The sequence below is a fragment of the Halomonas sp. B23F22_3 genome, assembly GCF_043496965.1.
Classification (GTDB): Bacteria; Pseudomonadota; Gammaproteobacteria; order Pseudomonadales; family Halomonadaceae; genus Halomonas.
On record NZ_JBIEKG010000004.1, the window covers coordinates 221,523 to 243,833 of the forward strand.

Annotated in this window: 24 protein-coding genes; 16 read left to right on the plus strand and 8 right to left on the minus strand. The window is 64.2% G+C overall.

Annotation, left to right across the window (positions count from 1 at the left end):
- Positions 1–38 precede the first annotated feature (38 nt).
- The 5 genes from guaA to ACGTNG_RS10225 all read left to right on the plus strand — a co-directional run bounded on the left by guaA (position 39) and on the right by ACGTNG_RS10225 (position 4,971).
- Positions 39–1,616 (plus strand): glutamine-hydrolyzing GMP synthase, encoded by a 1,578-nt coding sequence (guaA, locus tag ACGTNG_RS10205; RefSeq protein ID WP_394576908.1) that lies wholly within the window; start codon positions 39–41, stop codon positions 1,614–1,616.
- Between the two features lie 79 nt (positions 1,617–1,695).
- Positions 1,696–2,499 (plus strand): helix-turn-helix domain-containing protein, encoded by an 804-nt coding sequence (locus ACGTNG_RS10210; protein ID WP_394576909.1) that lies wholly within the window; start codon positions 1,696–1,698, stop codon positions 2,497–2,499.
- The gene (locus ACGTNG_RS10215) at positions 2,474–4,006 is read left to right on the plus strand and encodes a GNAT family N-acetyltransferase (RefSeq protein WP_394576910.1); all 1,533 of its coding nucleotides are present in this window, start codon (positions 2,474–2,476) and stop codon (positions 4,004–4,006) included. Before ACGTNG_RS10210 ends, ACGTNG_RS10215 begins: the two co-directional genes overlap by 26 nt.
- A complete protein-coding gene (locus ACGTNG_RS10220) occupies positions 4,003–4,542 on the plus strand; it encodes an ATP-binding protein (protein ID WP_394576911.1) in 540 nt (179 codons plus the stop codon). The genes ACGTNG_RS10215 and ACGTNG_RS10220 overlap by 4 nt, the downstream gene beginning before the upstream one ends.
- Positions 4,543–4,794: 252 nt before the next feature.
- Positions 4,795–4,971: a hypothetical protein gene (locus ACGTNG_RS10225; protein ID WP_394576912.1), complete on the plus strand. Its 177-nt coding sequence runs from the start codon at positions 4,795–4,797 to the stop codon at positions 4,969–4,971.
- 295 nt (positions 4,972–5,266) lie between these two features.
- On the opposite strand, the gene ACGTNG_RS10230 is transcribed toward ACGTNG_RS10225, so the two are convergent.
- Positions 5,267–6,349 (minus strand): class I SAM-dependent methyltransferase, encoded by a 1,083-nt coding sequence (locus tag ACGTNG_RS10230; RefSeq protein WP_394576913.1) that lies wholly within the window; start codon positions 6,347–6,349, stop codon positions 5,267–5,269.
- 192 nt (positions 6,350–6,541) lie between these two features.
- Here ACGTNG_RS10230 and ACGTNG_RS10235 point away from each other — a divergent pair, with 192 nt between their 5' ends.
- Entirely contained in the window at positions 6,542–7,534 is a 993-nt protein-coding gene (locus tag ACGTNG_RS10235; RefSeq protein ID WP_394577259.1) for a GlxA family transcriptional regulator, read from the plus strand.
- A gap of 43 nt (positions 7,535–7,577) precedes the next feature.
- Here the strand turns inward: ACGTNG_RS10235 and msrQ are convergent, their stop codons facing one another.
- Positions 7,578–8,198 (minus strand): protein-methionine-sulfoxide reductase heme-binding subunit MsrQ, encoded by a 621-nt coding sequence (msrQ, locus tag ACGTNG_RS10240; RefSeq protein WP_394576914.1) that lies wholly within the window; start codon positions 8,196–8,198, stop codon positions 7,578–7,580.
- The gene (msrP, locus tag ACGTNG_RS10245; protein ID WP_394576915.1) at positions 8,198–9,214 is read right to left on the minus strand and encodes a protein-methionine-sulfoxide reductase catalytic subunit MsrP; all 1,017 of its coding nucleotides are present in this window, start codon (positions 9,212–9,214) and stop codon (positions 8,198–8,200) included. The genes msrQ and msrP overlap by 1 nt, the downstream gene beginning before the upstream one ends.
- Before the next feature lie 197 nt (positions 9,215–9,411).
- Here msrP and ACGTNG_RS10250 point away from each other — a divergent pair, with 197 nt between their 5' ends.
- Positions 9,412–9,858 (plus strand): DUF6789 family protein, encoded by a 447-nt coding sequence (locus ACGTNG_RS10250; protein ID WP_394576916.1) that lies wholly within the window; start codon positions 9,412–9,414, stop codon positions 9,856–9,858.
- Between the two features lie 56 nt (positions 9,859–9,914).
- On the opposite strand, the gene ACGTNG_RS10255 is transcribed toward ACGTNG_RS10250, so the two are convergent.
- Complete coding sequence (locus ACGTNG_RS10255) at positions 9,915–11,534, minus strand: sensor domain-containing diguanylate cyclase (protein ID WP_394576917.1); 1,620 nt, start codon at positions 11,532–11,534, stop codon at positions 9,915–9,917.
- Positions 11,535–11,782: 248 nt separating this feature from the next.
- Between ACGTNG_RS10255 and ACGTNG_RS10260 the strand changes: the two genes are divergently transcribed.
- From ACGTNG_RS10260 to ACGTNG_RS10290, 7 genes are all read left to right on the plus strand, one after another.
- A complete protein-coding gene (locus ACGTNG_RS10260) occupies positions 11,783–12,538 on the plus strand; it encodes a TIGR01458 family HAD-type hydrolase (protein WP_394576918.1) in 756 nt (251 codons plus the stop codon).
- Between the two features lie 145 nt (positions 12,539–12,683).
- The gene (gene yghU / locus ACGTNG_RS10265; protein ID WP_394576919.1) at positions 12,684–13,553 is read left to right on the plus strand and encodes a glutathione-dependent disulfide-bond oxidoreductase; all 870 of its coding nucleotides are present in this window, start codon (positions 12,684–12,686) and stop codon (positions 13,551–13,553) included.
- A 72-nt stretch (positions 13,554–13,625) separates the two neighbouring features.
- Positions 13,626–14,912, plus strand: a complete 1,287-nt coding sequence (locus ACGTNG_RS10270; RefSeq protein WP_394576920.1) for a dicarboxylate/amino acid:cation symporter — start codon at positions 13,626–13,628, stop codon at positions 14,910–14,912.
- Positions 14,909–15,829, plus strand: a complete 921-nt coding sequence (locus ACGTNG_RS10275) for a putative RNA methyltransferase (protein ID WP_394576921.1) — start codon at positions 14,909–14,911, stop codon at positions 15,827–15,829. Before ACGTNG_RS10270 ends, ACGTNG_RS10275 begins: the two co-directional genes overlap by 4 nt.
- Positions 15,826–16,167 (plus strand): thioredoxin family protein, encoded by a 342-nt coding sequence (locus ACGTNG_RS10280; protein ID WP_394576923.1) that lies wholly within the window; start codon positions 15,826–15,828, stop codon positions 16,165–16,167. Before ACGTNG_RS10275 ends, ACGTNG_RS10280 begins: the two co-directional genes overlap by 4 nt.
- A 172-nt stretch (positions 16,168–16,339) precedes the next feature.
- Complete coding sequence (locus ACGTNG_RS10285) at positions 16,340–17,917, plus strand: glutamate synthase-related protein (RefSeq protein WP_394576924.1); 1,578 nt, start codon at positions 16,340–16,342, stop codon at positions 17,915–17,917.
- Between the two features lie 409 nt (positions 17,918–18,326).
- Positions 18,327–18,596: a hypothetical protein gene (locus tag ACGTNG_RS10290; RefSeq protein WP_394576925.1), complete on the plus strand. Its 270-nt coding sequence runs from the start codon at positions 18,327–18,329 to the stop codon at positions 18,594–18,596.
- 411 nt (positions 18,597–19,007) lie between these two features.
- Here ACGTNG_RS10290 and ACGTNG_RS10295 read toward each other — a convergent pair whose 3' ends face one another.
- Positions 19,008–19,316 (minus strand): YSC84-related protein, encoded by a 309-nt coding sequence (locus tag ACGTNG_RS10295; RefSeq protein ID WP_394576926.1) that lies wholly within the window; start codon positions 19,314–19,316, stop codon positions 19,008–19,010.
- Between the two features lie 210 nt (positions 19,317–19,526).
- Between ACGTNG_RS10295 and ACGTNG_RS10300 the strand changes: the two genes are divergently transcribed.
- Complete coding sequence (locus ACGTNG_RS10300) at positions 19,527–19,703, plus strand: hypothetical protein (RefSeq protein ID WP_394576927.1); 177 nt, start codon at positions 19,527–19,529, stop codon at positions 19,701–19,703.
- Positions 19,704–19,707: 4 nt separating this feature from the next.
- Here ACGTNG_RS10300 and ACGTNG_RS10305 read toward each other — a convergent pair whose 3' ends face one another.
- Positions 19,708–19,923 (minus strand): TIGR02450 family Trp-rich protein, encoded by a 216-nt coding sequence (locus tag ACGTNG_RS10305; RefSeq protein WP_394576928.1) that lies wholly within the window; start codon positions 19,921–19,923, stop codon positions 19,708–19,710.
- 127 nt (positions 19,924–20,050) lie between these two features.
- Positions 20,051–21,049 (minus strand): NADP-dependent oxidoreductase, encoded by a 999-nt coding sequence (locus ACGTNG_RS10310; RefSeq protein WP_394576929.1) that lies wholly within the window; start codon positions 21,047–21,049, stop codon positions 20,051–20,053.
- 237 nt (positions 21,050–21,286) lie between these two features.
- On the opposite strand from ACGTNG_RS10310, the gene ACGTNG_RS10315 reads away from it, so the two are divergent.
- Positions 21,287–21,919 (plus strand): LysE/ArgO family amino acid transporter, encoded by a 633-nt coding sequence (locus tag ACGTNG_RS10315; RefSeq protein WP_394576930.1) that lies wholly within the window; start codon positions 21,287–21,289, stop codon positions 21,917–21,919.
- A 65-nt stretch (positions 21,920–21,984) separates the two neighbouring features.
- Here ACGTNG_RS10315 and ACGTNG_RS10320 read toward each other — a convergent pair whose 3' ends face one another.
- Entirely contained in the window at positions 21,985–22,296 is a 312-nt protein-coding gene (locus ACGTNG_RS10320) for a hypothetical protein (protein ID WP_394576931.1), read from the minus strand.
- Between the last annotated feature and the right edge of the window lie 15 nt (positions 22,297–22,311).

Below are 22,311 nucleotides of genomic sequence, written 5' to 3' on the forward strand. Positions count from 1 at the left end.
CTTTTGGATCCGGCCTGCCGCCACACCGAGACGTTCCCATGACCGATATTCACGCCCACAAGATCCTGATCCTCGACTTCGGCTCCCAGTACACCCAGCTGATCGCCCGCCGCGTGCGCGAGATCGGGGTCTACTCCGAGGTTCGCGCCTTCGACATCACCGAGGCCGAGATTCGCGAGTACGCCCCCAACGGCATCATCCTCGCCGGCGGCCCCGAGTCGGTCACCGAGCTGGATTCGCCCCGCGCCCCGCAGTGCGTGTTCGAGATGGGCCTGCCGGTGTTCGGCATCTGTTACGGCATGCAGACCATGGCCGAGCAGCTCGGCGGCAAGGTGGCCGGATCGAACGTGCGTGAGTTCGGCTACGCCCAGATTCGCCTCGATGCCGAGACCGCGCTGTTCAAGGACATCTCGGATCACATCGACCACGAGACCGGCCGCAGCCTGCTAGACGTCTGGATGAGCCACGGCGACAAGGTGGCCGAGGTGCCGGATACCTTCACGGTGACCGCCTCCACCCCGAGCTGCCCGATCGCCGCCATGAGCTGGGAGGAGAAGCGCTTCTTCGGCGTGCAGTTCCACCCCGAGGTGACCCACACCCTGCAGGGCCAGCGCATCCTCGAGCACTTCGTGCTGGATATCTGCGGCAGCGAGCGCAACTGGACCCCGGCGCAGATCATCGAGGACCAGATCGCCCGCGTGCGCGACCAGGTGGGCGACCGCCACGTGCTGCTCGGCCTCTCCGGCGGCGTCGACTCCTCCGTGGTCGCCGCCCTCCTGCACAAGGCCATCGGCGACCAGCTGACCTGCGTGTTCGTCGACAACGGCCTGCTGCGCAAGGCCGAGGGCGACCAGGTGATGGAGACCTTCGCCAAGCACATGGGCGTGCGGGTGATCCGCGTCGACGCCGAAGACCTGTTCCTCGGCAAGCTCGAGGGTGTCGACGAGCCCGAGGCCAAGCGCAAGATCATCGGCAACACCTTCATCGACGTGTTCGATACCGAGGCCGCCAAGATCGAGGGCGTCGACTTCCTGGCCCAGGGCACCATCTACCCGGACGTGATCGAGTCCGCCGCCGCCAAGACCGGCAAGGCGCACGTGATCAAGTCGCACCACAACGTGGGCGGCCTGCCCGAGACCATGAAGCTCAAGCTCGTCGAGCCGCTGCGCGAGCTGTTCAAGGACGAGGTGCGCAAGCTCGGCGTCGAACTCGGCCTGCCCTACGACATGGTCTACCGTCACCCCTTCCCGGGGCCGGGCCTGGGCGTGCGTATCCTCGGCGAAGTGAAGAAGGAGTACGCCGACATCCTGCGCGAGGCCGACGCCATCTTCATCGAGGAGCTGCACAACGCCGGCTGGTACCACAAGACCAGCCAGGCCTTCGCCGTCTTCCTGCCGGTGAAGTCCGTGGGCGTGGTCGGCGACGGCCGCCGCTACGAGTGGGTGATCGCGCTGCGCGCCGTGGAGACCATCGACTTCATGACCGCCCGCTGGGCGCACCTGCCCTACGAGCTCTTGGAGAAGGTCTCCAACCGCATCATCAACGAGATCACCGGCGTCTCCCGCGTGACCTACGACGTCAGCAGCAAGCCGCCTGCGACCATCGAGTGGGAGTGACCTAAGCTTGGCCCACTGTTACAGTGGGCCAACTTTTTTGGACGGTAAATTTTGCCGGGTCTCATGAGTAAGAAAAAAAGTGTTTTACTACTTTGTAAAGCTAGAGGCTGGCATGGGGAACTTTGACAATAAAGTCATTTCGGCCATTATGACGAAAAGCGGTGAGTCAGAACGTGTGGTAGGGCCGTATTTAAAAAAAATACGCGAAATGGTTGGGCTTACTCAGTGGCAGTTGGCCCAACGTTTAGGTGTTTCCCGCACGACCATATCAAAGTTTGAGCACTGTAGAGATATAAAGCTTTCCACACTGCAGAATTACTTAGAAGCGCTTGGTGCTAGGTTGAAAATAGAGGCTGATTTTTCATTAGATGCCTCAGATGGATCGGGGGTAGAAGATCAAAAAGAGCAGTTAGTTCTTCCCGTGTTTGATGAAGTTGGTATGGGTGATAAGCGTGATATCGTTATTAGTATTCGCCCAGAGTTTTCTGAAAAAATATTGGAGGGGAAGAAGACTGTAGAGCTGAGGCGAAGATTCCCAGAAGAGTCGGCAAAAGGGGCTGTCGCTTATATTTATTCCACATCTCCAACTATGGCCATGGTTGGGTTTGCAGTAATTTGTAATGTTGTGAAGCTTCCAGTAAAACAGATTTGGGATAGGTATTCAGATTTTGCTTGTATAAGGAAAAAAGATTTTGATAGCTACTTTTCAGGCATTGAGAGTGGCTACGTATTAGAGTTGAAGGGGGCTAGAGAGTTCTCCCGACAAGTCGGGCTTCAAGAACTGAGGGATCGGTTCAGATTCACGCCACCCCAGTCATTCTACTATGCCAAACCAAAACTAATAAGGGCGCTTCAGGATGAATGTCCAGACGTATCTTATTGATACGAATATCATAATTGGTCTTGAAGATAATCATGCAGTAGAACCTGTATTTTCAACATTTTTTAGCATGGCAGTAAAGCACGGAGTTGGTGTTTTCGTGCATGCTGCAGCTAGGGACGATATTTTACGCGACAAAGACGAGAAGAGAAGGAAGGTATCTCTTAGTAAGCTGGAAAAGTTTCAGGTAATTGATAGGGTTCGTGGGTTAACAGAAGAAGAGCTTGGAAGTAGCTTCGGGCCTTTACGAAAGCCAAATGATCTTGTTGATTCTACTTTGCTTCATGCGCTAAGTATCGGTGCGGCTGACTTCTTAGTTACCCAAGATAAAGGTTTACATCTTCGCGCACGGCGATATTCATCTGAGCTTGGGCGGCGAGTGCTTCACATAGCTGACGCTGTGGAGTTGCTTAAGACAACTTTTGAGCCCAAAGAGATTCCCGTCAGGTTTGTTGAGGAAGTGACCGCGAACACTATACCTTTATGCGATGATATTTTTGATACCCTGCGCGAGGATTACCCTGAATTTGATCGTTGGTGGCGTAATAAATGTATACGTGAGCATCGTCCCTGCTGGGTAGTATACGATTCCGGTCTTGCTGGTCTTATTGTCAGAAAAGACGAAGATCCTTCTAAAACTGACGCTACTTTAAAAGCAAAAAAGATTTTAAAGATATGTACTTTTAAGGTGAAGTCAGAGAAGCGAGGCACGAAGTTAGGAGAGCTGCTTCTCAAGAAGGTTTTTTGGTATGCTCAGAAAAATAGTTACGATTTGGTTTATCTTACCGCGTATAACACCCAGGAAGCTTTGATAGACCTTTTGGAGTTTTACGGTTTTGTTCAGACAGAAATCAAAGGTGATGGTGAAATAATATACGAGAAAAGGTTTTCAAAGAGAAAGCTTCTCAGGTCTAAAAATGAGGATGTTTACTTTTTAGATAGGAAGAGTTATCCGAGGTTTGTTACCTCTCCGGATATTAAATTTTTCGGGATTCCTATTAAAGAAGAATATCATGACACTTTGTTCCCAGACCTAAAAGAAGTCTACCAAGGTGATCTCTTTGAGTGTGCTGGTTTGGGGAGCGGCCCCCGCCGACCAGGAAATACAATAAGAAAGGTTTATCTTTGTCGATCTCCTTCTAACCTTGGTAGGGCTGGTTCTTTGCTTTTTTTCTACAAAGGAAAGTCTAAAGGTAATCCATCTCAAGCATTAACCGCGATAGGAGTGCTCGAAGAAGTTGCTTTGGCAAGTTCAACCAAAGATTTGATGCGACTTACAGGTGGGCGGTCCGTTTACAGTGAAGAAGAGTTAGAAGGATGGGGGGCGAGTGAAAGACCTGTCAAAGTTATAAACTTCCTCCTCGTTGGGTATATTGAGCCAGCAATAACCCTTTCTGAGCTATATAGTTCGCATGTTTTTAATAACAATCCCCCTCAATCTATATTTGAAGTCCGAGAAGAAAAAGCGAGAATTATTTTAGATAAGCTTGATTTGGGGTTTAGATTATGACTCAAAAGATTGTCGCCGTGGCAGGTGTTTCAGGTGTGGGCAAGTCTAGCTTCATAAAAAAATTAAGTGATGATTTTCCAGTTCAACATCTTCAGGCCAGCTCTTTGATAAGAGAGGGTGCTAGAATCAGAGATCTTGAATCTATTGGACAAGATTTCCTAAGGGAGCTTGATATAGATGAAAATCAGGCGCTTCTTGTCCTTGGTTTTGAAAGGTTGAAAGATAAGTCTTCTTTCGTGGTTTTAGATTGTCATACAGTGATAGACACGCCCGGTGGTCTTGTACCTATTTCTCCGTCAGTCTTTCGAGCAGTAGGTGTGGCTCACTTGCTAGTTTTGACTGACGATGCGGAAGTTATTGAAGCAAGAAGAAGGGGTGATAAGGAGAGGTCGCGCCCTATACGCACTAGTTCCGAAATATTTGACTATCAGCTTAATTCCGTTATTCAAGGGTATAACATATCTCAAGAGATAGGTGTTCCCTTGACAGTTTGCAAGATTGAGCATGCAAGGTCTCTTGATTTTATTTGGTCGTAAGTAGTGCCCTTTTTGTGGGTTTTGTGATTGTTTTTTAATTAAAGAAAGGAGCAGATAAAAAAGGAAGCTCCATTTTTAAGGGGTCACATAACGGAAACCAATCGGGGGCAGACCCCAATTTCCCAGATGCGGGCATGCCCGAGTTAAACGGCACGCTTTCCCCTAGGATGGGCGAAGCACCGGGACAAGGACTGCCGATGACCGCCTCCCAACGCCTCACCCTGACGCGCGCCGACGCCCGCCGGCTGCCTGGTGCGCTATCACTTCCGGCCGGCGCCGCTGTCGAGCGTCATCCGCCGCCTGGGTACCATCCAGTTCGATCCCCTGGCGCCGGTCGGCACCAACCCGGACCTGGTGCTGCAGGCCCGGGTGCCCGGCTATCGCCAGGGCGACTGGAGCAATGAGGGACAGACCCCCATTCTTGCGTAGGTTGTAAGCAGCGAGCCGCCCGCGACGATCGAGATGGAGTGAATTTCCCTCTCCAATGATGTGCTGCTGGACGCACAGAACCCGCCAATCGGCGGGTTCTGTGCCTCTGGTGTGGAAGGCTGCCAGGCGAGTCAAACCCCAGCGGTGCCGTCGAAGGGGCAGCCGCGAGGAAGTTGGTCGGCCACCTGCTTGCCCTGCCGGTATAAAAAACAGGGCCCGGTAAGCGGGCCCTGGTCAACGAACGGACGAGGTTCGAGAGCGGGGTCACGTGTTGCCGCTCCGCTCCCGTGCCACGTCACTCGGAGAGGCGTGCCTCGAGAATCAGGTTGAACGGCGTCTCGGCCGCGCGCCGGAAGTGGCTGAAGCCCGCCTGGCGGAACACCTCGGCGAGTCGCGCCTCGCCGGCCTGGGCGCCGAGCACGAGCGTGCCGCCTTCAGAGATCGCATGCGCACAGCAGATGGTGGTGGATGCCGCATAGTACATCCGCGAGACGGTCGACAGGTTATCCTCGACCTGGTCCTGGGCGTACGGCTCGACCAGCATCACCGTGCCACCGGGCGCCAGCACCCGGGCGGCGTAGCGGGCCGCCGCGACCGGGTCGCCCATGTCGTGCAGGCAGTCGAAGAAGCAGATCAGGCCGTATTGCCGGTCGGCGTAGTCCGTTGCCTTGGCCAGGTCGAAACTCGCCCGTTCGCTGACCCCCGCCTTGGCGGCGTTGCGCCGGGAGGCGTCGATCGAGGCCGCATGCACATCGATGCCATGGAAGCGCGAGCGCGGGAAGGCCTGGGCCATCAGCACGGTCGAGTGGCCGTGGCCGCAGCCTACGTCGGCGACCTCGATGCCGGCCTCGAGCCTGTCGACCACGCCCTCGAGGGCGGGCAGCCACTCCGGCACCAGGCTGGCGCGATAGCCGTTGCGGTAGAACGCCGCCACGCCGCACTGCAGGCGCCCGTCGTGCTCGCCCCAGGCCACGCCCTCGCCGGTGCGGAACGCCTCGAGGGTGCGCTCCTCGTCGAACCACATGGAGGCCGGCACCTGCCAGGCATGGGGGATGAACAGCGGGCTGTCTTCGTCGGCCAGCACCAGCGCCTGCTCGGGGGACAATTCGTAGGTGTCGCTGACCGCGTGGTAGCTCACATAGTCGCCCGCGGCCTGGGCGTTCAACCACTCGCGGACATAGCGCTCGTCGCAGCCGGTGCGGCTGGCGAGCTGCTCGGCACTGAGCGGGCCGGCACCGGCCATGGCCTGGTAGAGGCCGAGCTTGCTGCCGAGGCTGACCATCACCCCGCCGTAGCCGGCGGACAGGTCGTCAACGGCGCGGGTGACAAAGGCTTCCAGTTTCGTCTGGTCGATCGGGGTGTTGATAGGTGCGTTCATAGGGGTAGCTCCTGCTTGGCTGGACGGGTGGTCAACTGCCTGTCCATGATCGTCCCGCCACCCGAACGGCAGAAGAGCGGGAAACGCCGTAATCGGTCGGTTCGTGCCACACTGAATGTCCCACCATGAGTTTCCCCCGCCATGAGTGGACACACCCCCTCAGCCGGTGCGCCCTCCCGACACGTCAGTCTGGTGGCGTTGCCCGACGCCGCGATCTCCACGCTTGCCGGTATCTTCGATGTGATGAATAGCCCGGCGCTCATGGGCTTGATGCAGCATGACGCCCCGGCACCGTTTCGCATCGAGATCGTCGGCGAGGCCGTGGGGCCGCTGGAACTGGCGAGCGGCATCCCGATCACCGTGCAGCGGGTGGTCGACACCATCGAGACGAGCGACATCGTGATCGTCCCCGCCATGCTCCTGCCTCCGTCTGGCTGGGAGCCGGGCCGCTATCCCGGCCTGGTCGCCTGGCTGCGCCGCATGCACGAGTGCGGCGCCTTGCTCTGTTCGGCCTGCTCGGGGGTCTTCCTGCTGGCCGAGACCGGGTTGTTCGACGGCCAGGACGCCACGGTGCATTTCGGCTACGCGGCGACCTTCGCGGCCACTTATCCGGCCGTGGAAATCCATCCGGAGCGCGTGCTGGTGATCGGCGGGTCGCGCGAGGAACTGGTGAGCTCGGGGGCTTCGATGAGCTGGCACGACCTGGTGCTCTATCTCATCGCTCGCTTCGCCGGGTCGATCACGGCCCAGGAGGTCGCCCGCAGGTTCGCGCTGCAGTGGCATCAGGTGGGCCTTACGCCCTATCTGGTGTTCGAGGGCCGCACGGATCACGGCGATGCGGAAGTCCTGGGGGCACAGGAATGGGTGGGCGATCACTTCGCGCTCGCCCACCCGGTGGAGGAGATGATCAGGCGCTCGGCGCTCGCCGAGCGCTCCTTCAAGCGGCGCTTTTCGGGTGCCACTGGCCTTACCCCGATCGCCTACGTCCTGCGCCTGCGCATCGAGGATGCCAAGCGTCGGCTCGAGCGCTCCGACGCCTCGGTCGACGAGATCAGCTGGCGGGTCGGCTACGAAGATGCGGCCTTCTTCCGGCGGCTGTTCAAGCGCACCACCGGCCTCACCCCGAGCGCCTATCGCCGGCACTTCCGCCTCCCGGACTACGCGCGGCCGCCTCGGCCATCATGATGCCGTCGCTGCCTCGCGGGGCCGGCCACCTCCCGCCGTCAATCTAGGTGCTGGCGAGTCGCTTCCGAAACCTGGGAAGGCGTCGGGCTACCGGTGGCAGGCGGGTCGCCATGATCAGGGCGGACGCCGTGGCGTACAGGGTCCACTCCCCGAGGTCGGCGCGCACCCCCCAGAAGAAGTGCAGGAGGATCAGCCCAAGGATGGGGTAGGCGAGCCTGTGCAGCGGCTTCCAGCGCTTGCCGAGCCGGCGCATCGACCAGCGGTTCGAGGTCGCGCCCAGGGCCGCCAGGCCGATCAGGGCGAGCAGGCCGACGAGGATGTAGGGGCGCTTGACCAGCTCGCTGCCGAGCATCGCCCAGTCGAGCCCCAGGATGAACAGGGCATAGCTGATCAGGTGCAGGGTGGCGTAGGCCAGCGTCCAGAGGCCGAGCTGGCGGCGGATCAGCGCAAAGCCCTTCCAGCGGGTGAGCTTGGTCAGCGGCGTCAGGCTCAGGGTGAGCAGCAGCATCCAGAGCCCGCCCAGGCCGATGTTCAGCAGCAGGTAGCGCCCCGGCTCGGGGCCGGCGGCATTGCTGGCGACCTGCCAGCCCCACAGCAGCAGGGGCGCCAGCGCCGCCAGGAAGACGCCGCCACGCCAGAGCAGCCATTTGCGCGGCGTCGCCATCAGAAGTGCTTCCGCAGATCCATGCCCGCGTACAGCTCGGCCACCTCGTCGGCGTAGCCGTTGAACATCCGGGTCTCGAGGGTGTTGGGGTTGAACAGGCTGTTGGGCAGGCGCCGCTCGGTGGCCTGGCTCCAGCGCGGGTGGTCGACCTCGGGATTGACGTTGGCGTAGAAGCCGTACTCCTCCGGGGCGATCCGCTGCCAGGAGTTGACGGGCTGCTCCTCCACCAGCGAGATGCGCACGATCGACTTGATGCTCTTGAAGCCGTACTTCCACGGCACCACCAGCCGCAGGGGCGCGCCGTTCTGGTTGGGCAGCTCGCGGCCGTACATGCCGAGTGCCAGCAGGGTCAGCGGATGCATGGCCTCGTCCAGGCGCAGCCCCTCCACGTAGGGCCAGTCGAGCAGCGAGAACGCGGAGTCCTGGGCGGGCATCTGCTCGGGGTCGACCAGGGTCTCGAAGCGCACGTACTTGGCCTTGCTCGTCGGCTCGGCGCGCTTGATGACGTCGGCCAGCGAGATGCCAAGCCACGGAATCACCATCGACCACGCCTCGACGCAGCGCAGGCGATAGATGCGCTCCTCGAACTGGGAGGGGCTGGCGAGGTCCTCCAGGTCGAAGCGGCCGCCGTTGTTCACCTCGCCGTCGATCACCACGCTCCACGGCTGGGTCTCGAGGCTGTCGGCGTGGCGGGCCGGGTCGGACTTGCTCGCGCCGAACTCGTAGAAGTTGTTGTAGCCGCTGGCGTCGCCGAAGGGGGCGATCGCGTCCTTCTCGGGGTCGGCCGGCACGATGGCGCGCCGGCGGGCGGCCTCGAGCTTTTCCTCGAGCCAGGCGGGGGCGTCGCCGTCTGGCACGTCCGAGTAGTCGGCGCTGGCCCTGGCCCGGCCGGAGAGGGCGAGCCCCGCTCCCAGGCCGGCCATGCCGCCCATGAAGCGGCGGCGGGAGAGGTAGACGGATTCCGGGGTCACATCGGAGTCGCGCAGATCGCTGGGCTTGGCGATGTTGATCAGCATGGGAGGCCTCCACTGGCGCCGGTCGGTGACGCGGCGAGTTTTCGGCATCGTGACACGCCGGCCTCGTCAAACCGCTGACGCCAAGATGACAGCTTTGTAATGCGGTGCAGGGGCCTGCCCCTGCGCCGCGACTCCCGGTGAGGGGCTGTGCGGGGAAGGGCTACACTGAAAAGACACGGTGACAGCGGGAGGACGCCATGATGTCTCGCCTGTTACGCGGGGTGATGGCCGGGTTCACGGCCACCCTGGTCATCTCGTTGATCCTGGTGCTGCGCCTCGCGGCGGGCATCATCCCTTGGTACGACCCCATCGAAGTCATGAACCTGGCCGCCCAGGACCTGCTCGGCACGCCGGACAGCCATATGCTTGCCTGGGGTATCCACTTCGCGGTGGGCACGCTGATCTGGGGGCTGCTGTTCGCGCTGCTGGTGCCTTATCTCCCCGGCCGAACGCCCACCCGCCGCGGGCTGGAGTTCGGCGTGGCCAGCTGGCTGGTGGTGATGCTCACGGTCTTCCCCCTGGCGGGCTCTGGCCTGTTCGGGCTGGGCCTCGGGCTGGTGGCCCCGCTCTCCATGCTGATCGCCCACCTCGTGTTCGGGGCGGTGATCGGCGCCGTCTACGGCTGGGGGAAGGGCGTGGTCTAGCCGCCGCAGCGTGAGAAGAGCGGCGCCGCAGGGCAGGGGCCGCGCCGCGATGGCGGCTACCAGCGCACCGCCACGCGGTTCCTGCCCTCACGCTTGGCCTGGTACATGGCGGCATCGGCCCGCTGGGTTACGGCCTGGACGTTCGCATCGTTCGGCCTAAAGCGGGTGACGCCGATGCTCACCGTGAAGTGGAAGGGGAGTTCCTCCGCGTCGACCGTGGCCTCGGCGATCTGGCGCAGCAGGCGCCAGGCGACGGTCTCCGCTTCCTCGGTGGCCATGTCGGGCATGAGTACCATGAACTCCTCCCCGCCGGTGCGGCAGGGCAGGTCGCTGGGGCGCAGGTTGTTACGCAGGGTGTTCGCCAACAGATTGAGGCCCTTGTCGCCCTCGGCGTGACCCAGGCTGTCGTTGATGGCCTTGAAGCGGTCGATGTCGATCATCAGCAGGGCCGCCTCGATCTCCTCGCGCTGGACCGATCGTGTGACCTCGCCGGCGGCCTCGTCGAAGGAGCGGCGGTTGGCCAGCCCCGTCAGGGGGTCGGTGCTGGCCTGGCGGGCCCAGTAGGCCTGCTGGCGTTTCTGCCGGGTCACGTCGCGATACACCCAGAGGTGGCCGTGGTACTCGTCGGCGACGAACAGCGGCGTGTAGCAGCGCTCGAGGAAGCGGCCGTCGGTCATGGCCAGCAGGTCGCGGGTCTGCTTGCGCCTCGCGCCGATGAGCTCCTCGATGCGCGAGACGAAGGCGTCCGGTTCCGTGAATTTCCCCTTGGAGGCCTGGACCGCCTCGCGGCAGTCCAGGCCCGCGAGGCTCTCGGGCGAGGCATCGAAGCCGAAGAGGTCGCAGAAGGCCTGGTTGGCCACGATGACCCGGCGCTGCTCGTCCTCGAGCAGCAGCCCCAGGTCCAGCCCCTCGATGACCACCTCCAGCTGCCGCTGGGAGACCCGCTGCGCGGCCTCCAGCGCCTTGCGGGCGGTGATGTCGAGCTCGCCCATCACGATCATCGGCAGCCCCGTCTCGGGATCGGTGGCGCGGCACAGGTCGAGATGATGCCAGCGCTCGCCGCCGTCGATCCGCATGATCGCCTCAAGGGAAGTGCGTGGCTCGTCCTCGAGCCGCTGGAGCAGCCGCTCGGCCAGGTCGCGGTCGCTGAAGCAGGCCTCGAACGAGGCCAGTTCGCCGCGTGCCTCCAGCGCGGCCGGGTTGCGCGCCAGCAGGCGTCCCTGGCCATCGAACACGGAGGCCATCATCGGCGAGTGCCGCACGGCCTCGAGGGCACGCAGGCTGGAGGCATCCAGGGAGAGGGCGCTGTCGCCTCCCTCCACCAGCATGCCGCTGCGCCCATCGCTCATCACGAGGTGGCTGCAGCGACAGTGCAGCGAGACGGCCTGGTCGCCGGGGTAGAAGCTCCAGTGCTCATCGATCACCTCGCCGCTCGCCAGGCGCGGGAGATAATCCGCCAGGCGTCGCCGCGTCGTCTCGCTCATCGTCGCGGAGAAGTCACGGGCGTAGAGGTCCTGGGGCGTGTCCGCCCCCCAGAATTTCAGCGCGGCGGCATTGGCATAGCGCATGCGTTCCTGCTCGATATCGAAGATCCAGACGGGGGTCTGAAGCCGGTCGAGCAGGGGAGCGTCAGCGTCGCAGGCGGCCGCGTGGGGCGCGTCGTGGAAGATGGTCATGAGCGCGGAAGGGCCTTGAAGGTTGCCGTGAGTCTCCGCCGAAGGCAGTCCATCATCGAGGATCATCCTTGATTAGCTAACAATGACATTATCATCGAACGGTCAACGCAGCAGCCACTCACCGCCGGCAATTTCGCGACCCGGATCAACGTTAGCGCGATCGCTGCCCCGGGCCCGCCCGACGCGCTACCGGGCCGAGCCAGCCTCGAGCGGCTAGGCTGGGTGAGGGGGCGGCGGAGGACACGACGATGCTGAAGGCGGTACTGCTCGATATCAGTGGGGTGTTGACCGAGGATGACGAGGCCCTGCCCGGCGCCGTGGAGGCGGTGGCGCGGCTCAAGGCGAGCGGGCTGGCGCTGCGCTTTCTCACCAATACCTCGCGCAAGACCTCGGCGGCGGTCTGCGAGGCGCTCGAGCGCCTCGGCTTCGACGTGGCGCCGGAGCAGGTCTTCACCGCGCCGGGGGCGATCCGGCGCCATCTCGAACGCCATCGGCTGACGCCCTACCTGTTGATCCACGAGCGGCTCGAGCCGGAGTTCGCCGGCCTGCCGGAGGGAGAGCCCGGCGCCGTGGTGCTCGGCGACGCCGAGCAGCGCCTCGACTACGCCCACCTCGACGAGGCCTTCCGGCTGCTGCTGGCGGGCGCGCTGCTGCTCGCCGTGGGCACCAATCGCTACTTTCGCGAGAGCGGCACCCTGCACCTGGATGCCGGTCCCTTCGTGAGGGCACTTGAGTACGCCGCCGGCGTCGAGGCGCGTGTTCTCGGCAAGCCCTCGGCCGACTTCTTCCACGCCGTGCTCGACGAGGCCGGGGTGGAACCCCATGAGGCGCTGATGGTGGGCGACGACGTGGAGTGCGACGTGCTCGCCGCCATGGAGTTCGGCCTGGCGGCGTGCCTGGTGCGCTCGGGCAAGTATCGCCCGGGCGACGAGGAGAGGGCGCCCAAGGCCCGCTGCGAGGCGAGCCTTGAGGCGCTGGTCGAGGCGTTGCTGGAGACGCCCTGAGCGGGCGAGTTCCCCACGTGGGTCCCCTCTCGCTGACCCTCTCTTCGACCCCCTTATCCTGCTTCCTCCACGGCCGCAGGTTGATAGCAGGCTAACGCGTCCCCATATCCGGTCTTAGCACACGATTCGCTACCGAGGAGGGCCCATGAGCCAAGGCAACGACTACACTCCGCCGAAGGTCTGGACCTGGGAGAAGGCCAGCGGCGGCACCTTCGCCAGCATCAATCGCCCCGTCGCCGGGCCCACCCACGAGAAGGAGCTGCCGGTCGGCGAGCATCCGTTCCAGCTCTACTCCATGGGCACGCCCAACGGGGTGAAGGTCACGACGATGTTCGAGGAGCTGCTGGCGCTCGGTCATCGGGAAGCCGAGTACGATGCCTGGCTGATCCGCATCGGCGAGGGCGACCAGTTCGGCAGCGGCTTCGTCGAGGTCAATCCCAACTCGAAGATCCCGGCGCTGGTCGACCGCAGCGGCGACGAGCCGGTGCGAGTGTTCGAATCCGGGGCCATCCTGCTGTACCTGGCCGAGCGCTTCGGCGAGTTCCTGCCGAGCGAGCACGCTGCGCGCACCGAGACGCTCAACTGGCTGTTCTGGCAGATGGGCAGCGCGCCCTTCCTGGGCGGCGGCTTCGGCCACTTCTACGCCTATGCGCCGGAGCCGATGGAGTACCCCATCGACCGCTACACCATGGAGGTCAAGCGTCAGCTCGACGTGCTGAACCGCCGCCTGGCGGAGACCCGCTACCTGGCCGGCGACACCTACACCATCGCCGATATCGCCAACTGGGCCTGGTACGGCCAGCTCGCGCTGGGCCGTCAGTACGAGGCCGGGGAGTTTCTGCAGGTGCAGGAGTACGAACACGTGCAGCGCTGGGCCAAGGAGATCGATGCCCGCCCGGCGGTGCAGCGTGGCCGCATGGTCAACCGCACCTTCGGCGAGCCGTCCATGCAGCTCCACGAGCGCCATGACGCCAGCGACTTCGAGCACAAGACGCAGGACGTTATAAGCTCTTAACCGTCCGGTCTTTGCACACCGAGCGCCGTGGGCCTAAGGTCCGCGGCGCTTATCGTTTCCCATGAGGTCAAGATGTCTACTCTTCTGTCCCCCCTGTGGCACGGCTATCGCGATGCCTCGCTGATCCTGCGCGTGAGCCTCGCCCTGGTGCTGGGCGTGGTGGTCGGCCTGGTCGGCGGGCCCACGGTGGCCGAATGGCTGGCCCCGCTGGGCGAGCTGCTGATGCGGCTGTTGAAGTTCATCATCCTGCCCATCGTGCTGTTCACCCTGATGGCCGGCATCAACCAGGGCCGGGCCGGCAGCCTCGGGCGGATCGGCCGCAAGGTATTTCTCTACTACCTGGCCACCTCGGCGCTGGCCATCGCCGTGGGCCTGGCGGTGGCCACCCTGCTGTCGCCGGGGGAGGGGATGTCGCTCGAGGGGGCCGGCTCGGTCTCGGTGCCGGACAATCCCGGTATCCTCTCGGTGGTGCTCGGCATCGTGCCGAACAACATCGTCGCCGCCTTCGCCGAGCAGGACCTGCTGGGCATCATCTTCGTCGCGCTGGTGTTCGGCCTCGCCGTGGCGAAGATGCGCCAGTCCGAGTCCCAGGCGGAGCTGGGCGAGAAGCTTTATGGCCTGATCGAGGCGCTCAACGCCGCCACGCTCAAGGTGATGGGCGGCATCCTGCACGTCGTGCCGATCGGGGTCTTCGCCATCGTGGTCGGCACCGTCGCCGAGCAGGGGCTTTCGACCCTGCTGTCGCTGGGCGACATGGTGGTGGTGCTCTACCTGGCGCTGGGCGTGCAGCTGCTGGTCTATCTGGGCCTGCTCAAGGGCTTCGGCGTGCCGGCGCGGGCCTTCTTCCGCGAGGCGCGCACCCCCATGGCCACCGCCTTCGCCACCCAGAGCAGCTCCGGCACCCTGCCGCTGACCCTGGACGCCGCGAGCCGCCTGGGCCTGCCGCGCAGCCTCTACGGCTTCAGCCTGCCGCTGGGCGCGACCCTGAACATGGACGGGGCGGCGATCCGCATCGCTATCTCGGCGGTGTTCGCCGCCAACGTGATGGGCGCGCCGCTGGACTGGTCGAGCATGCTGCAGATCGTGGTGGTGGGCACGCTGATCTCGGTCGGCACCGCCGGGGTGCCCGGCGCCGGCATCGTGATGATCGCCACGGTGTTCTCCCAGGTCGGCCTGCCCATCGAGGCCGTGGCGCTGCTCACCGCCATCGATGCGCTGGTCGGCATGGGCTGCACGGCGCTCAACGTCACCGGTGATCTCGTCGGCACCGCCGTGATCGGCCGCAGCGAGGGCGAGCGCATCGAGGCTCGCGCCGCGCCGCAGGCGACGGCCGCCGCCGGCCAGGGTGATGCCTCATGAGCGCCACTCCCTTCGCGGCGCTGGCCTGTCCGCTGGACGGTGAGGCGCTGGAGCGCCACGACGGCGCCTGGCGCTGCGCCGCCGGCCACAGCTTCGACATCGCCCGGCAGGGCTACGTGCACCTGCTGCCGGTGCAGCAGAAGCGCTCCCGGGATCCTGGCGACAGCAAGGCGATGGTCGCGGCACGCCAGCGCTTCCTCGAGGCCGGCCACTACCGGCCGGTCGCCGAGGCGGTCGGCCGCGCCGTGCTGGCCGGGGCCGGGCAGGAGCCGCTGAGCTGCCTCGATGCCGGCTGCGGCGAGGGCTACTACCTGCGCGAGCTCGCCCGGGCCTGTGAACAGAGAAGTGAAGAGAGTGCTGACGAGGGGCTCGAGGGGGCGAGCGACACGCCGCCGTCGCTGTCGCTGCTGGGCCTGGATATCTCCAAGTGGGCGGTGCTCGCCGCCGCCCGGCAGGGCAAGCAGGCGGGGGTGCCGGCGAGCTGGGTAGTGGGCAGCAACGCCCACCTGCCCGTGCAGTCGGGCACGCTGGATCGGCTGCTCTGCCTGTTCGGCTTCCCGGTGGCCGCGGAGTTCGCCCGGGTGATGAAGCCCGGCGGGGTGCTGCTGATGGCCGAGGCCGGCCCGGATCACCTGCGCGAGCTGCGCGAGATCATCTACCCCCGGCTGAAGCCCGAGCGCACCGCGGAGCCCGCGGCGCCGGAGGGCTTTACGCGCCTCGATACCGAGACCCTGCGCTACTCTCTCGAGCTCGAGGGCGCCGGGCCCATTGCCGACCTGCTGGCGATGACCCCGCACCTCTATCGCGCCAGCGCCGAGGGCCGGGAGCGCGCGGCGGCGCTCGAGTCGCTCACCGTCACCGTGGAGGTACGCCTGACCCGCTTCACGCGCCTCGGCGCCGAGGAGCCGGCGGCGTGACGCCCGTCACGGATCGGGCGGCCTTAGAGGCCGCCCTGGCCGCGCACCCGGCGGTGCTGGTGCTCTATGGCGGCCAGGCCTGCGGCGTCTGCCAGGCCATCAAGCCGCGCCTCGGGGCGATGCTGGCCGCCGAGTTTCCTCGCCTGGAGGCCCTCTACGTCGATTGCCAGGGCGAGGTCGCGGCGCTCTGCGCCCAGCAGCGCGTCTTCTCGCTGCCGGTGGTCGAGCTGTGGTTCGAGGGGCAGCGGTTCGAGACGTTCGTGCGGGCCTTCTCGCTCGCCGAGGTGCGTCGCGCCCTCCAGCGCCCCTATGCGGCGCGGTTCGCGGTGCACGACTAGCGCGCTGGCGTCCGTGCTCGGGATTGATGGACGGTGCCGATAGCCGGAGGCCATAACCGGGATCGATAGCCAGGGCCGATCGGGCGCATCGAGGTCGCGGGGTTTTCGCCGGTCGCGGTCGGTGACTATCTTGGCAGGTAGCGTCGATTCGCCGACCGAGGAGCCCGTGCCCATGAACACGCCCGTGATTGCCGCCAATTCCCCCGTGACCGTGACCCTGACCAAGGGCAAGGAGTACGCCTTCTGCCGCTGCGGTCGCTCGGCCAACCAGCCCTTCTGCGACGGCTCCCACGCCGGCACGGGCTTCACGCCCAAGAGTTTCGTGGCCGAAGAGGACGGCGAGGCCACCCTGTGTCGCTGCAAGCACACCGGCGATGCGCCCTATTGCGACGGCACCCACGCGCGCTTCAGCGATGACCAGGTGGGCCAGGAAGGCCCCGGCGACGTCGCCGACGAGTCGGCCGAGTCGGACGCATCGGAGGAGAGCGGCGGGGCGCCGGAAGCCAAGGCCACCGAGGAGGAGCCCACGGTGGCCTTCATCCACCGGCTGGCCCGCGAGGGACTCGAGCAGATGGGCCCCCACGGACCGATCAGCGCCATGGGCGTGCCGCGCCACACCCTGCCGCACTGGGACGACCTGCAGATCATGGCCGCCCAGCTGGCGACGCAGCCGCTCGGCGAAGAGGCCGAGGTCGCCACCGAGCTGGTCATCGGCCCCGAGGCCAAGAAGCCGCTCACGCTTGCCATGCCGCTGCTGGTCTCGGACATGAGCTTCGGCGCCCTCTCCGAGGAGGCCAAGATCGCCCTCGCCCGCGGGGCCGAGCGGGCCGGCACCGGGATCTGTTCCGGCGAGGGAGGCATGCTGCCCGAGGAGCAGCAGGAGAACTCGCGCTACTTCTTCGAACTGGCGAGCGCCCGGTTCGGCTACGACGAGTCGCTGCTGGAGAAGGTGCAGGCCTTCCACTTCAAGGGCGGGCAGGGTGCCAAGACCGGCACCGGCGGCTTCCTGCCGGGCAACAAGAACACCGCCCGGATCGCCGAGGTGCGCGGCATCCCGGAGGGCGAGCCGGCCGTCTCGCCGCCCACCTTCGAGGACCTGCACTCGCCGGCCGACTTCCGCCACTTCGCCGACCGGGTGCGGGAGCGAAGCGGCGGCATCCCGATCGGCTTCAAGCTCAGCGCCAACCATATCGAGCGGGACATCCAGTTCGCCCTGGATGCCGGCGCCGACTACCTCATCCTCGACGGCCGCGGTGGCGCCACCGGGGCGGCCCCGACGCTCTTTCGCGACCACATCAGCGTGCCCACCATTCCGGCCCTGGCGCGGGCCCGGCGCCATCTCGACGCCCAGGGCGCCAGCGGCCGCGTCACCCTGATCGTCACCGGCGGGCTGCGCGTGCCGAGCGACTTCGTCAAGGTCCTAGCGCTCGGCGCCGACGGCATCGCCATCGCCAACAGCGCCATCCAGTCGATCGGCTGCGTGGCCGCGCGGATCTGCAACACCAACAACTGCCCGGCGGGGGTCGCCACCCAGCGCAAGGACCTGCGCCAGCGGCTCGACGTCGAGAAGTCCGCCGGCCAGCTGACGACCTTCCTTGAATCCTCCGTCGCGCTGATGCAGGTGATGGCGCGGGCCTGCGGCCACGACCGCCTGGATCAGTTCAACCCGGAGGATCTCGCCACCTGGCAGCGCGAGATGGCCCTGCTCAGCGGGGTGCGCTACGCCGGCGTGCTGGACCCGCGCGGCTGAGCGGCGCGAGGCTGCTGGTAAAACGTGCCGGAAGGGCGCCCGGTGATCATCGCCAGCCCATCTGCCAGGTGTCGTCGTCCTTGAGGGTCAGCCAAGCCCTCGCTTTCGGTGCGAGAAGGCGATGCAGGGCATCTGCAATGGCACGCGATGGGCTGGGTGGAGAGTGCCATTATCGTCAACTTACCCGGCATGATTTTTTTAGCTCGGAAAGATTATATATAGCATTCTTTATGCTTATATTAATTTCATTATGTGTGCCCGTACGTATTTGTCTAAGGTCACTAAGGCGGCAGTGGGGCGCAGTGCCCATTGACCGATACAGGGCCTGCGGTCGGCACGATTACGTCGACGGTCTGTTGGCTCTCATCTGAGATTATCCGATCCGGGTGACGCACACGCGAGGTGAGCTATGAAGACAATGATTAATCTCAAGGGACTGTCCGCGGCATTGGTGGCGTCAATGCTGATAGCCGGTCCGACCTTTGCTGACTCCGCTGCCCTGAAAGAGCACAGGGAGCAATTGGATATGAATGCCACGGCCTTCGAGGAACACATGCAGATGGTCAAAGATGAGACCGTCGCATCCAAGATGTCTCAGGTCGATGCCCTCCAGCTCCAGGTGAACGAACTTCAGGAATTGGTCTTCAAGATTATCGAGCACATTAGATCTAATGAATAAGAGGACGGTGTCTGAAGAGTTTCTTCACTGACCGTTCTGCTTTAGCAACAATAGTACTCAACACAGGTTTTGAAAGGGGGCCTGCCATGGATGGCAGGCCTCTTTGCCTTTGGCTCTTCGTCGTTGAGTTGACCTTCCCCAGAAACCGGTACGCCGGCAGAACGGCTTGACGGAAGCAGACCCTCTACCTCTGCAAGGCCAATGACAGCGGCCTGGAGGTATCAGAGGCCAGCGCCTGTGGATGCTTGAGGCCGAGAATGCCCGACTGAAGGGGCTGGTGCATCCAACGACCGGCTGTCTGATGAACTGCTGAAGACATGGCCCCTTGGCGGATCGCCAAGGGAGTTTCGTGGTGCAATTTTATCTAGGATCCTGAAATTATCTCTGGAATGGCTCGAATAGAAAGGGGCATTACTTGTCAGGGTCGATTTGAGGTACCCTGGAAACTTGAAGGCCAATATCCGCCATCAAGCCTTTCTGAACGTAAATAACGACATCGATATTACTCTTGGGGTTCGTGGTCGTCATCGAACTTGCCATCCCTTCATCAATGATGACAATACTGTGGCTGATACCGACCTCCCATCCAGAACTCTTCTTGAGGTACTGCAGCGCAGAATCCGTCATGAAAAACATGGCATATCCAAATGACTGCACACCCGCTTGAAGCCCGTAAGAGGCGGCGGCAGCGTTACAATATCCATAGGTCTCTCCATTCATGCGGAGATCCCTGTTCCATATTGTCCGCCGGAGATCAATCCGCCTTCATGGCCAGGGGGCCGGGTCTGGAGTCCGCCCCATGGAGCGCATCCGGCTCATCAGTTCCATCACCCGGCGCCTGATCGCCATTACCACGGCGGCGGTCGCCGTGCTGGGGCTGATCTTCGCCTGACCTTCTACGCCAACCAGCGGTTCCTGGTGATCTGGGCGGTGCTCCCGTGTGGCATCTTCCGCGACACCTTCCCGAGCGCGGGACCGGACCTGGCCAAGCTGCTCTTCGGGTCCTTCGTGGCGGGCTTCACGGAACGCCGGCTGCCTCAGATGATCAGCAAGGTCACCTCTAGGGGCTCGGAGGTCGCCGAGGGCGACGATGCGGCGGACCGTTGAGCGCTCAGCGCCAGCCCATGAGCCAGGTGGCGTCATCCTTGAGGGCCTGCCAGGGCAGGATGGTCTCGCGGCGGGTATAGACCGCCTCGAGGATCACCTCGACCACGCTCTCCTCCTCGTCGCGCACGAGCTTCGTCACCAGGAAGTGCTTCTCCTTGTGGCGGGGCGCTACGGCGGTCCACTTGCTGTGGTGGAGCTTCTCGGGATTGATGGCGTTCATGGCCGTCTCCTCGGGGCGGGTGGGGCGTATCGCCAGGATTCCAGCCCGGGTGGGCCAACGCAACGGAGGGCGCCGGCTCGGCCGGTGCCCCCTCTTTTCACGGCGGGTTCGCGTCAGGCGATGCGGATCAGAGCCTGACCAGCATCTTGCCGCGGTTGGCGCCCTCGAACAGCTTGAGGAAGGCGTCCGGGGTGCGCTCGAGGCCCTCCTCCACGGTCTCCTCGTAGTCGAGCTGGCCGCCCTCGACCTGCGGGCCGACCTCCTCGAGGAACTGCGGATAGTGCGCCCAGTGATCGAAGACGATGAAGCCTTCCATGCGGGCACGACGAATCAGGATCATCGCCAGGTTGCCCGGGCCGGCGCTCGGCGTGTCCTCATTGTAGCGGGCGATCATGCCGCACACGGCAATACGCGCGCCGACCTTGAGGGTGTTCAGGGCCGCTTCCAGGCAGGTGCCGCCGACGTTCTCGTAGTAGACGTCGAAGCCCTCGGGGCAGGCCTCGTTGAGGGCCTCGGTGAGCTGGGCGGCGTCCTTGCCCTTGTAGCTGACGGCTTTGACGCCGTGCGCCTCGAGCCAGTCGAGCTTCTCCTGGGAGCCGGCGATGCCGACTACGGTGCCGCCCTTGGCCTTCGCCAGCTGCACGGCGAGTGAGCCCACCGCGCCGGCGGCGCCGCTGACCAGCACGTTGTCGCCGTCCTGCATCTCGGCGATGCGGTTGAGGCCGGTCCAGGCGGTCATGCCCGGCATGCCGAGCACGCCCAGGTAGGCCTGCTCCGGCACCTCGAAGGCGGGCAGGGTCTCGAGCTCGGCGGCGGGCAACTGGGCGACGTCGCGCCATCCGCCCATGTGGCGCACCTTGGTGCCCACCGGGAAATCCGCCGCGCGGGACTCGATCACTTCGCCGATGGCCGCGCCTTCCAGTGGCGCGTTGAGTTCGAACGGCTCGATGTAGGTGGTCACGCCGCTCATGCGGCCACGCATGTAGGGGTCCACCGACAGCCAGGTGTTGCGGATGCGCACCTCGCCCTCGGCGAGGGCGGGCAGCGCCTGCTCGTGCAGCTCGAAGAGCTCGTGGGCCGGGGTGCCCTGGGGATGATCGTTGATGGTGAAGTAGCGGGATTGCATCGTGCGACTCCTGTCGGTGTGCGGGGGTCGTGCCGTACTAGACGACCAGTCTAATCCATGCCGGCGAACAGGCCAAGCCACCACTTCCGCCATCGTGATCGCGGCAGTGTGGCGCCCCGTGGCGCGCATCCGCGAGGCGGGCCGAGGGAAGTCCTGGCGGAACGGGGCGGCTCGACTAGCCTGAGGGGGCTGCGCTCGCGCCGGGTGTGGCGCATCCCGCTAGGGAAGGCGAACACCATGCTGGAGAGCTACCTCACGGGAATGGCGCTGAACGGTGGCCTCGTCGCATCCATCGGGGCCCAGAATGCCTACCTGCTCGGGCAGGCGATTCGACGCCAGCATCACTGGTGGTCGGCGGGGCTATGCATCGGCAGCGACGTGCTGCTGCTCGGCGCCGGGATGTTCGGCATCAGCGCCATGCTGCTGGCCCTGCCGGTGACCATGGAGGTGATTCGCTGGCTGGGGGTGGCGTTTCTTGCCGTGCTCGGCGCCCAGGCCCTGTGGCGCGCGATCAGCGGCAATGACCGGCTGGTCTCGACGCGGGCCAGGGTGCGCAGCCGTCGCCAGGTGCTGCTGGCGACGGCGGCGGTGACGCTGGTCAATCCCCAGGTCTACCTGGAGACTCTGCTGGTGATTCCCTCGGTGGGGATCCAGCTCGGAAGCGCCACGGTCTTCATGCTGGGGGCCGTCACTGCCTCGGTGGCCTGGTTCGCGCTGCTGGCCTGGGGCGGCGCCCGGCTGTCCCACTGGCTCGCTCGACCGGCGGCCTGGCGCGCCATCGAGACCGTCACCGGCCTCATGATGGTGGGCATCGCCGTGCACCTGGCCCGCGAGTCGCGACTCTTCGACCAGGCTTGGCCGCTGCCCTGACGCAAAACACCCCATCCGGCGTGGGCCGAATGGGGTGCGGTGAGCGCCGCGTCGTGCTCATGGCCTCAGCGTTGAGGCTGTTCCTCGAAGAGTTCCGCCTTGGCATCGCGCATGACGTCCTCGCAGGCGGCCTGATGGGCGAGCTGGATCAGCAGGCCCTGGGTCACGGCGAAGCCCTTCTCCAGGCAGGAATCGACTTCCTCGCGGCTCACTTCGGGGGTCACGTTGCAGTCAATCTTCAGCGTTCTACCACCGCCGTCCAGCCGATCGGCGAATGCCCTGAAGCGCCAGGCCATTCGCTGTTTCCAGCTGGCGGATTCTTCCATGCCTTCGTTGACGCTAAACGTGCACTGCCATTCAGGTTTGTAGACCTTCATGTGAACCTCCTGTGC